The 10,824-nt window shown below is 48.8% G+C and carries 10 protein-coding genes; 2 read left to right on the top strand and 8 right to left on the bottom strand.

The window, feature by feature from the left end:
• Both A3751_RS10670 and A3751_RS10665 read right to left on the bottom strand, forming a co-directional pair.
• On the bottom strand, positions 1-435 hold a 435-nt coding region (locus A3751_RS10670; protein ID WP_255376083.1), incomplete at its 3' end, for an ABC transporter transmembrane domain-containing protein.
• A 438-nt stretch (positions 436-873) separates the two neighbouring features.
• Positions 874-1,854, bottom strand: a complete 981-nt coding sequence (locus tag A3751_RS10665; protein ID WP_068455575.1) for an MDR family oxidoreductase — start codon at positions 1,852-1,854, stop codon at positions 874-876.
• Between the two features lie 169 nt (positions 1,855-2,023).
• Between A3751_RS10665 and A3751_RS10660 the strand changes: the two genes are divergently transcribed.
• The gene (locus A3751_RS10660; RefSeq protein WP_068455572.1) at positions 2,024-2,785 is read left to right on the top strand and encodes a MipA/OmpV family protein; all 762 of its coding nucleotides are present in this window, start codon (positions 2,024-2,026) and stop codon (positions 2,783-2,785) included.
• Positions 2,786-2,823: 38 nt separating this feature from the next.
• Here A3751_RS10660 and A3751_RS10655 read toward each other — a convergent pair whose 3' ends face one another.
• Positions 2,824-4,740, bottom strand: coding sequence for a methyl-accepting chemotaxis protein (locus A3751_RS10655; RefSeq protein ID WP_068455569.1), 1,917 nt, complete (start codon positions 4,738-4,740; stop codon positions 2,824-2,826).
• Positions 4,741-4,835: 95 nt separating this feature from the next.
• On the opposite strand from A3751_RS10655, the gene A3751_RS10650 reads away from it, so the two are divergent.
• Positions 4,836-5,747, top strand: coding sequence for a DMT family transporter (locus tag A3751_RS10650; RefSeq protein ID WP_068455566.1), 912 nt, complete (start codon positions 4,836-4,838; stop codon positions 5,745-5,747).
• Between the two features lie 34 nt (positions 5,748-5,781).
• On the opposite strand, the gene A3751_RS10645 is transcribed toward A3751_RS10650, so the two are convergent.
• The 5 genes from A3751_RS10645 to A3751_RS10625 are packed head-to-tail and all read right to left on the bottom strand — an operon-like array spanning position 5,782 to position 10,739.
• On the bottom strand, positions 5,782-6,531 hold the full coding sequence (locus tag A3751_RS10645; RefSeq protein ID WP_068548439.1) for an OmpA family protein: 750 nt from the start codon (positions 6,529-6,531) through the stop codon (positions 5,782-5,784).
• Between the two features lie 19 nt (positions 6,532-6,550).
• On the bottom strand, positions 6,551-7,453 hold the full coding sequence (locus A3751_RS10640; protein WP_082863188.1) for a glycosyltransferase family 2 protein: 903 nt from the start codon (positions 7,451-7,453) through the stop codon (positions 6,551-6,553).
• Positions 7,450-8,292 (bottom strand): polysaccharide deacetylase family protein, encoded by an 843-nt coding sequence (locus tag A3751_RS10635; RefSeq protein ID WP_068455557.1) that lies wholly within the window; start codon positions 8,290-8,292, stop codon positions 7,450-7,452. Before A3751_RS10635 ends, A3751_RS10640 begins: the two co-directional genes overlap by 4 nt.
• 9 nt (positions 8,293-8,301) lie before the next feature.
• Positions 8,302-9,531, bottom strand: a complete 1,230-nt coding sequence (locus A3751_RS10630; RefSeq protein WP_068455554.1) for a hypothetical protein — start codon at positions 9,529-9,531, stop codon at positions 8,302-8,304.
• Positions 9,531-10,739, bottom strand: coding sequence for a glycosyltransferase (locus tag A3751_RS10625; RefSeq protein WP_068455552.1), 1,209 nt, complete (start codon positions 10,737-10,739; stop codon positions 9,531-9,533). Before A3751_RS10625 ends, A3751_RS10630 begins: the two co-directional genes overlap by 1 nt.
• Between the last annotated feature and the right edge of the window lie 85 nt (positions 10,740-10,824).

Here is a 10,824-nt window from a genome sequence, read left to right as displayed (position 1 = left end):
TGATAAACCGCCAGTTCTTCGATTGAGGTGGAAAGCGAGATCTAGCTGGTGGAGACGCTCGAAAACCCTCAGGCCAATGCGGCGCATGGCACGTTCGGTTACGCGGCCAAAGAGCGTGTCGCGAATCTCGCCAAGCACCGAGTTGGCAAGCCTGATAAAACCGTATGCGATTAACAGCGCAATAGGCACGCTTAGCGCCATTGCCGTTTTGCTATCCAAGCCGGAAGAGGCTTGCGCATCAAATTGTCCGTTAAGATTATCGACAATTTGTTTTAGAACAAAGGGCATGCCAATGCTGGCAAGTTTTGCTGCGACAAGGCACGCAAGCGCAAGCGCAACGCGAGAGCGGAACTCAAAAATATAGGGAACAACCTGCCGAACTACAGACCAGTCGATCTTTTGGTTTGGGTTGAAATCGGAACGCATCCCGCGCATGGCATTTTCCTGGAGGGCTTTTTGAAGAGCATTATGCCATGCCCGGGGGGGAGTCGTTAGTAGGACGGCGTGCCGTTGCTACTAAACACCGTGCTTGCAAGGTAGCAACGAACATCTAAGAGCAAGCGTGGCAGATTTGATCTCCGTAGTAGTTGTTACTGTAGTTACAGTTTGCGGCGTTTGCGCTTTTTCTCTTCGTGTTTTCTCGCGGTTTGTTTACGTGAGTTTGAGATTTGATGGCTGTACTGACGATCTGGTGCATAGTGAATCCCTCGTAGTGCTGTGTTGTTGATGAGAAACGAGTATTGCAGAGCGCCGCCATTCCTTAAATTGAAATAAAACGTTTTGTTTATTCTGTTTTTTAGAATTTTGGCGCGCTGCGATCACTACTGAGATCACTGTTTATATCACTGCTGCTGGCCCAATCACCGGCAGTGACTATAGTGCGACAATAACCCGGCCTCGCGTTTGGCCAAGGGTGATTTTCTCTGCGTAGTCGGCTGTTTCTTCAAGCGAAATCGTCGTGCTCGCGGATTCATAAAATTTTGCCGGAAGGAGCTCTGCAATCGAATTCCATGCAGCGAGACGCCGTTCCTTCGGACACATTACCGAGTCTATGCCTTGAAGCCGAACGTTGCGCAGGATAAACGGCATGACGGTGCTTGGTAGGTCAAAGCCGCCCGCTAAGCCGCATGCGGCAACGACGCCATCATACTGCGTTTGGCTTAGCGCCTTGGCGAGCACCTTGCTACCCACGGTATCTACAACCCCCGCCCACAACTGCTTTTCAAGCGGTTTAGCGGGCTCTTCAAGCGCGCTGCGCTCGACAAGTTCACTTGCGCCAAGAGAGGTTAGAAAGTCGGCGTTCTCATTCGCGCGACCCGTTGCTGCCGCGACGCTAAACCCGAGTTCGCTGAGTAGGGTGACAGCCACAGAACCGACGCCACCGCTTGCGCCGGTGACTAGAACCGTGCCGCTCTGCGGGGTTAAGCCGCCATCAATAAGCGCTTGAACGCAGAGCATGGCGGTAAAACCTGCGGTACCGATCATCATCGATTGCTCAGGACGCAGCTTTTCAGGGAGAGGAACTAGGCAGCTTGCGTTAACACGTGCTTTCTCGGCCATGCCACCCCAATGGTTTTCACCGACGCCCCAGCCTGTGAGAACCACTTGCTGGCCGGCAGTAAACTCAGTACTGGCGCTCTCAATTACTTCACCTACAAAATCAATGCCGGGCACCATGGGAAAGTCACGGATGATTCTTCCCTTTCCCGTAATCGCTAGTCCATCCTTATAGTTGATCGATGAATGGCTGACACGCACAAGAGTGTCGCCCTCCGGAAGTTGGGCCTCATCCAGAGTTTCGATGCTCGATGTGGTGACTTTATCTTGCTGATTTAAAACCAAGGCTTTAAACATTTAGCGATCTCCTTGTGAAGTGTAGAGCGGCATTTTGACACGCCCGCCGTGGACCAGACTACTGGTCTTTAGTCGAATGGATCTGTTTTCCATTTTCAGATGTATTAGATTACTTAGAATTGTGCGGCTCAAAGATATTTAACGGCACATCAAAACATAAAGGGACACTATGAACAAAATCCAAATATGCGTCTTACTTGCGACGCTGCTTAATACCGCCTCGGCCTTTGCGGATCTTGAAGGTAAAAAACCTCGCCCGCAAGGCTGGTTTTGGGGCTTTGGCGCAGGGTACACNGAGTCGATTTATGAAGGCAAAGGTAATGAGTTTATCCCCATTCCTGCGATTGGTTATATCGGTGAGTCCCTAGAGTTTTACGGTCCGTTTGGCAGCTATAAATTTGTTAAGGATGGCCCTTTTTCGGCTAGAGCGCGATTGGCTGTGCGATTTGATGGTTATGAAGCCGAGGACAGTGCTTCGCTTAGTGGCATGGATGATCGCGACAGAACGATTGATGGTGGTTTGGTGTTTGGTTATCAGCCTAAAGACGTTGCGCGTTTTGAGTTTTCTTACATGCATGATGTGTTGTCAAAACACAAAGGCTCCGAAACAAGCTTCCAGATCTCGCGGCAGTTCAATCGCGGGCCATTCTTTTTTGTTCCCGAAGTGTCTGTGCATTACCTCAGTGCGAATTTGATCGACTACTACTATGGTGTCAAAGAGTCCGAAGCAACAGCCAATCGAGCCGCCTATAGCGCAAAGTCCGGCTTGAGTTACAGAGCGGATTTGAACTTTTCCACGCCGATTCTTTTTGGTGGCTTTACGAGGATTGANCTAGGGTATGTCTGGTACGCCAACGAAATTAGCGACAGCCCCATCGTCGACGAAACCGAAGGGTACAACATTCGGTTCGCCTGGACGCGGTTTTTCTAGCCATGTGTTGATGGGCATGGGTTTTGAGTTGTGCTTGATCAGTACTTAAAGTTGCCAACCAGGTTTGAAAGGCGTTCAGCCTGAGCGGACATCTCATCGCATGAGTTGGCATTTTGCTGCGAGACATGGCTTGTCTGGTTCGCCATATCATTGATCGAAACAATGTGCTGATTGAGATCGTCCACCACGCTTGATTGCTGCTCTGTTGCCGTTGCAACCTGAAAAGACATATCTGAAATGCGCTCAATAGCCGACCGAATCGACTCAAGTGAACTGCTAATTTGCTGAGAGCTTTGTACCACGAGCTCGCAGCGCTGTTTACCGGCATCCATCGCGCCGACTGCGTTACTGGATCCATGTTCAAGACGACCGATCATTTCATTAATTTCTTCGGTGGATTCCTGAGTGCGTTTTGCCAACATGCGAACTTCATCCGCAACTACCGCAAATCCACGACCTTGCTCGCCCGCACGCGCAGCTTCAATGGCGGCATTTAAAGCGAGAAGATTCGTCTGTTCGGAAATACCCGATATGACCGCAAGCGTCGAGCTGATTTTATGTATGTCCTCGGCTAATTCAGAGATGACAGATGACGCTGAGGCAAGTTCGGTATCGAGGCTCTGAATCTCTGAAACAGTGTTGCTTACCGTCTCTTGGCTGTTATTGGCTTCATTTGCCGAATCGCGACTCGCGTCCGCAGTGTGTGTCGCATTTTGCGCAATTTCTTTTACGGTTGCGCCCATTTCAGTAATCGCGGTGGCCACCATGTCAACGCTATGCAGCTGTTCTTTTGAGCCTTGCTCAGTTTTTCGTGCAGACTCGGATACATCCTGTGAAACTGAATTCACCGACGCAGCCGTTGATGAAATTTGCTCAACTAACGAAGCCATTTTCTCGACAAATTGATTGAACGAGCTGGCGAGCTGGCCCAGCTCGTCGCGACGACTTGTGTTCAGTCTTTGCGTTAAATCGGCATCGCCTTCAGCAATTGAGGCGAGCATGCTTGCCGTCTCTTGAATGGGTTTGCTGAGTGACGTGGCGACGAGCGCAATTGCGCCGATTAACCCTAGTACGAGCAGTATATTTACAACAATGAGCGCCTGCGTCGTTTGATTGATTCCGGCGTAGACTTCATCACGCGGAATCTCTGCGATAATGTACCAGTCTAAACTGGGTATATAGTGCGATGCGAGAATAAAATCGCCCGAATTCTCTAACAGAATGGCGCCCTCTTTATCGAGCAGTTGGGTAGCGAACTTTGCGGTATGTTCTTGATTGGCTAGCGTGAGTGAGCCAGATTTTTCTGTGTCGGGGTGGATGCGAACTTGTCCGGATGCATCGACGAGATAGACAAAGCCATTTTCGCCTATCGAGTAATCTTGAATGAGCTTAGACAGCTCTGCAACGGTAATGCCGACGCCAGTGACGGCTTTGCCGCCTGCAACCCGATAATTGACGAAGAGTGTAAATATTCCGGTGCTGTTGTCTCGGTCTAGATCTAGGCTGAAATCTTCGCCGGAGCCGAGAAAGTCATAAAGCCAGCCATCGTCAGATCGACTAACGGTTCTTAGCAGGCCTGAGTCGGAGTAGTAGTTACTGCTGTCAGCGGAAACGAGAAACGCAAACTTAGCGCCACTCGTGCGCTTGATTCCGCCTAGATAATCGGCAATATCTTGGGTAGCGTCTTGCGGCTCGCCCTGATCAATCCATTTATTAACGTAGGCGTTGTTGGCCATTCCTTGTGCGGTATTTAACGGTAGCGCGATTTGCAGTTCTAATGCGTTCCCGACACTGGAAAGAATCGCCGGAATCTCGGTGTTAGTTATGCGCTCCGTTGTACTATCGCGTAATAAATAATTGGTGATCAACATTGATATCAGCATTGAAATGATCAAGGCTAGGCTCATCACGAATATGAGCTTGTGTTTGATGCTAAGCGATTGCCATTTCTGCATGAGTGCATGTCCTGTTTTATTTTTGACCAAAAGTATAGTCGTTGTGCGATGAGTTGCGCGCAAGATTTCTATCTATCCCCCAAGGAATTTTCTAAATGCTGTTTCCAATTGGCTTACGATATATGTTGCTCAGCGCGTTTGGTTTTGCAGCGATGGCCGTTTGCGTGAAGCTTGTGTATTCGCATGGCATTCCTGTTTTGGAGATTGTCGTCGCGCGGTCACTGGTCTCTCTGGTTTTGAGTTATCTGGATATTCGCAGAAAACGGCTGCCGATGTTCGGAACCCACAAGGGCTTGCTGTTCGCAAGGGGTGCAGTAGGCGCGATTGCCTTGATGGCGGTTTACTACGCCCTTACGGTATTGCCACTCGCTGAGGCAACCATGCTGCAATATCTACATCCGATGTTTGTTGCGGTCCTTGCGCTGCTGTTTTTGGGTGAGCGATTTCAGCTTGGCGTTGTTGCATGCGTGGTGTTGAGTTTTATCGGGCTTGTATTGGTCGTCGAGCCGGCATCTCTAGGCTCAATATTGCAGACTGGAAGTCACGCAGAACTCACGGAGCACGTAACGCGGTTGAACCTCTTCGGAGTGAGTATCGCAATACTCGGTGCTTTTGGGAGTGCCATTGCATATGTTCTGGTTCGCAAGCTAAGTGCGCTCGAAGATAGCTCGGTGATTATTTTGTACTTCCCTATGATTGCATTGCCAATGTCTTTGGTATTGCTCGGCTCAGATTTCGTTTGGCCCGAGTCTCTTTCTACTTGGGTTTTACTGTTGCTGGTGGGCGTTTTTACTCAGTTGGGGCAAGTCGGATTAACAAAGGCAATGCAGACCGAAACAGCCGCCAGAGCGACGGCATTTTCGTATGTGCAGGTTGTGTTTGCCGTTATTTTTGGCCTGTTGTTTTTTGACGAAGTACCAACATCTCTCGCCATTGTTGGCATGGTCTTAATCATGTTTGGTGCGATGATCAACATTCTCTATCGAGCCAAGGCCTTGAAGGCCTAGACTCCGCGTTTGCGCATAGCGGCAGCGACCCTGCTCACTCGTTGTAGTGAATTTCAAGGTAAGTACGCCGGTTTTTCTCGTGCGGAAGCGTTCTATTATTCTGATCTCTCAATTGTGTCGCGCCATAAGCAAAGGGCGTCACTAGCGCGCTTGGGTAGCCCGATTGGGTAAGCGCTTCTTTTACGGATATGGCGCGTTTCAAAGAGAGCTCGACGTTATACTCGCGCGTGCCTCTTGGGTCGGCTTGCCCATACACATTGATCGAGGGAAGCACTTCACGTTGTAACAAATCACAAGAGAGACTTTCTAAGTGCGTCCGTTGTGCGTCTGATATGCGGTGTTTGTTAGTGTCAAAGTACAGTGTTTGTATGTGCTCATTCCCTTTGCAGGCGATGACATCATCGCCAGATGCGATTTGCTCCTCTCTTTTTGACGCATCGTCCGCTTGTTGATTTCGGTCGCGGGTATCGATATCCATAAAAATTTTTAGCTGTTCCGGTAGCGATCCTTTGGACAAGTTAATCTCTTGACGAAACTGATGGGGATGCATAGGCAGAGCCGTAATTCGATTTGAAAGACCAGTGAGTTGCTCAATGTCTATATCGAGTGGCGATTCGCCCAGTTTATTACCATTTAGGTAGATGATAGCGGTGCTGGGAGAGGTCAATATATGCACGGCCTTATGGTGGCGCTCGTCGATGATGAGGTCAGCCCATGCGGTATGTGAAGCCAGCATCCACAGGGTGAATAGACTGGCTTTGCGGATGAATCGAGACGTCTTCATATTCACAAAAGACCTGATTTCAGCTTCCGACGCTGTTCAATACAATGGCTTGGCCAATGCTTGCGTCTGCTGTTTTCGTTTGCCTTCTCTTGGCGCCGAGCTGTAAACCTTTCAGGTAAGCCCATTGATAGACAGCGCGTCGTGGGAAGATGGACGGGATAGACTTCCAGTCTCGTTCTTTGATGAAAAACACCATGTCTTGAGCACAGCAACGTACGGTTGCCAAACATTGCTTGGCGAAGGATGGCTGCTTTTGATAGATGAATGCGTCGGCTTCACCTTCGACAAATCTCCTGCCATAGATTTCTTTCAACGTGTAATTGTGGGAATGCATCGTGCGTGCTTGTGGAACATATTGAACGGTGTGTCCGGCCTCGCGCGCCCAGTTACCCCATTCAGTATCTTCGGAAGCCCATGCTTCAGTGTAAAAATGGTGTTGCTCAAATGTCGTTTTGCGCATGGCTGCGAGCGGCAATGACATAGTTATCCAGTCAGGGATGTCCTCTGCGTTCTCTGGAAAGCTCACGGCATAATCACGTCTTACCCAAGACTCGGCTTCCGGTCGTGGAAGTTGGCGTCCAAATGCGGCAGAGACGGATGGATCGTCGAATGCGTCAATCAGCTTGCTGAGACTGTCAGGTGCGAGCATCACGCTGTCAGAATTCAGAAACACAATGATGTCTGAATCGCAGGTCGCAATAGCATCATTTAACACCTTTCCGGGGTAGTAATCGCCAGGCTCGATCTCGATCAGACGACAGGGGTAGTGGGATACAAACTCTAACGTACGGTCTGTGGAGCCCGAGTCCACGACTACTAGCTCAAAGTCCGTGTATTCCTGAGAAAATAGCGCCGAAAGTGCTTCGCCAATAACCCAATCGCTATTCTTGCAGCGCATGATGATGGAGACTCTATTTTTCATTGTACTCTTCCACTTTGTTGAATCATGTTGTTTTGGCTTCGCGAAAACTCGGTTACGAAGCATGTTTCAAACTGGCCTAGAAAGTCTGCGACTTCATTGAGTGCTTTCATGCCGCCGCAGAGATAGATTGTGATTGGGTGGATCAGCAGGTGAGAGATACCGCCCTGTTCCTCACGCAGAAGAATTTCGTTCTTAAAGATGTCGAACCAATCTGAAAAATAATACGAGTTCGAGCCATAATCGTCGGACCAGTTGTAACGTTTGATCCAGTTCTCCACCCATTCAGGAGTGCGCTCGGCGTGATACAAATGCTCATGATCGGGAATAATATTGATCGGGAAGTTCTTTAAACCTGATGGATGTGTTCGGGTTCCGGAGGATTGTCTATCCACACCATCGCAGCAGACTTCGATGCCATTTTTCATCAGCAGGGTTTCTGTATGCGGGCCATGCATATACATGTGGTTTCGCCAGCTAGTAATGGTGATGTTCGCCTTGGTTTGAATAATGCGTTTGGTCTTAGCGATATCCCAATCTTGCTGCCATTTTGGGCCGTTGTAGCTGCCAAAGAGTTTTTTACAGCCGCGATGCCATAGCTCCGGCATAAAGCAGCTATACGTATGCCCGCCTATTTCTACATTGCGGCTTTCGCACATGGGTTTGATTTCAGGCCACTCTTCTTCGAAGGCTTTACCTGTCACGAAGCATGTGACTTTCGCATTGTGCTCGTTAAGTCGAGCGACAAAATCGCAGGCAATGCTCGCCTCGGTGCGATCTGAGTACAATTGATTACCTGTTTTCAGGCTCATGTGATGGATGTCGGATGTAATGCAAATCATAGTTATGTCCTATAGAGCAATCTGGTTTTTAGACAATACGGCGCTTAAATTTCGGTCAAACGTGGCGCCCCATTGGCGGACATATGCCTTGATAATGCTCAGCAATGAATCTTGTTCCTGCCTGCCAAAGTGCGATGAGAAAAATGAAACGAAATGCTGTTTTTCAACCGAGGAATTCACAAAGCTCGGGTTGAAAGCAATGTAAGGGAAGATCAACGGTAACATGCTCTCGTTATCTGAAAGCTGGTATGCGAGCTTGCCCAAAGGAGGCAGCTTATTCGGCAATTTTCCTGTTTTTGGTTTGATGAGATTCATCAGTCTACGCAGACATTCTTTTGCGTTAAACTCACGTTCATACAGTGAATGCACCAGCGCTGTGTCGAAGTACGTTTGCCACGTTAAATCAGAACGTTGGAGCCTTTTGGCTTCGCATTTCAGATGGATTGACTCAAGCTGTCTCATGACATTGCGATGCCAGTCTTTTAAATCTAGCTGCAGATAGTAGGCATACTTCGGTGAAAGCCGAAAAGATAGGGCTTCGTCGTAAAGGCGCTTGAATCGCAAATCTATCTCTGAGTGCTTAAGAATTCGCGCATGTTTTTCACGATACGACCAGTGATACTCATCCAAAGAGTAGAGCAGCGCATCGCCATAGCCAATAATGGCTTTCATCGCATGTTTTATGATCAGTCGATCCAGTTCCTGAGACCGTTCCTCGTTTTGCAAACAAATTTGGTTAAGGAGCAATAGAGAGCCTCGATTAACCATGAGGTTGCGCATATCCCACGCTGGAATGTCCCGCTGTTTATGCTTGATAGACGGCACGAATTTGGCGTCGCCTAGCAGTGTTCTATGGCCCTCCATCATGTCGTACCAGAGGACCCGCGTCGGCATATTTTTGAGTTTCCACTGATCGATCAACGAGAGATCGATTCCAATATCAAGCTTGCCTGCCAAAGCTTGTAGCTGCTGTGACAGTGCTTCGTTGACACGTTCTTGCTTTGTCTTGCTCAAATGTTGGGTGACCAAAAGAAGGTCGAAGTTGTTATGGGGCTTATAGCTGTTGCCAACCACGCTCACGCCACCTTCACCTTTGCCATAGCCGCCGAGAAGAATAAGGCTGCGCAGCTTGTGATCGGCGATGTTTTTTTGGACCACCTTAGCGATTTGATCTAGCAACCCAGAAATACACTTTTCGGCTTCAGGATTGTTTGAGAGTGTGAATCGATGCTTGCTCATTACGCAGCCTCCATCATGCTGGTCATTAAGTTGTGCACAAGGTTAATGTGCTGCTCTGGGGCGAAATGCCCGTAGTCGCTCTTCAGAGCAAACTGACGCAGTCGAGTTTGCAAGCGAACGTCTGAAAAGTAGCGATCAATTGAAAATGCGAGTTGGGCACTGTTGTTGGCCTCAAATTCCAAGCCGTTGACGTTGGGTTTGAGCCATTCGTTCATTCCACCAGTGTTGCTTGCAATCACCGGAGTACCATTTGCAAGTGCTTCTAGCCCTACCAGGCAGAACGTCTCGGGTGCTCTGGACGGAATGACGACGGCATCTGCACGTTGGTAATGTTTCCGCAGTTGATCACTGTTTTGATGTCCTAGGAAGCGAACGCGCGGGCTTAATCCAAGGGCTTCTGACTGACGCTGATAGTTTTGCTCCATTTTCCCCGTCCCACAGACCACGAGTTCAACCTCATGCGCAGATTTGGCAAGTGCTTCAAGCAGAGTATCCAGGCCCTTGCCTGTCACCAGCTGACCGACGAACAGTAGTTGTTTTTTCCGTTTAGATACGGGCGAATCTGCAAGATTTGAAGACGTTGAGGAACCTAATACTAGCGGTGTCTCTTGGTCCGCAGGGCGTAATGCATTGGAGAATAGGGTGGCGACCGCGAGCTTTTCTGCATCGAAGTCATGCATCTTTAGCTGCTCAGCCATGTAATTTGATCCAACGAGAACGCGATCGAACTGTTGGTTGAGCTTTAATGAGGCTTTCAATTCGCCGAGCGTTCTAAGCCCTACTTTCCAAGGCATGGAAGATGGTTTAAGAAAGCCTAGGCAGCTGTAGCAATCCAGGCCCAGTTTTTTCGCGCATGGCTTTTTGCCAATCGTTGTATATTTGTGGTCTCGAAGACAGAAAGCCCTTTGGTCGTGAAAAAAGCGGATCTTCTGACACGGAAACGCGACAATGCGTTTGAGCGTCTCAATATCATTTAGGCTATGTACATAAATAATATCGGGCTGAAGCTGCACTAATTGGCTCTCTATGTCGACCATAGGAAACGCTTGCTCGAATTGGTTCAGAAATTCCGCACTTTTCGGCGAGCCGACTTTGTACATCAGTGTCGATTTGATGTTTTTCTCTGCTAACAGACCGACAGACTGGTAAATATAGCTTTCACAGCCGCCAGTGAAATCAGCGTCTTCGTTAATCCAAACCACATGCATTTTGATGACTCCTAGCAAATCTGAGTTGCGCGAAAAAATTTCGTTATTAGATTGGTAGCAGGAGGTGTGCCAATATTTAAGTTAT

The sequence above is a fragment of the Oleiphilus sp. HI0080 genome, from assembly GCF_001635135.1.
The sequence above is the reverse complement of the archived record's forward strand: the minus strand, read 5'-3'. Positions and strand labels throughout refer to the sequence as shown.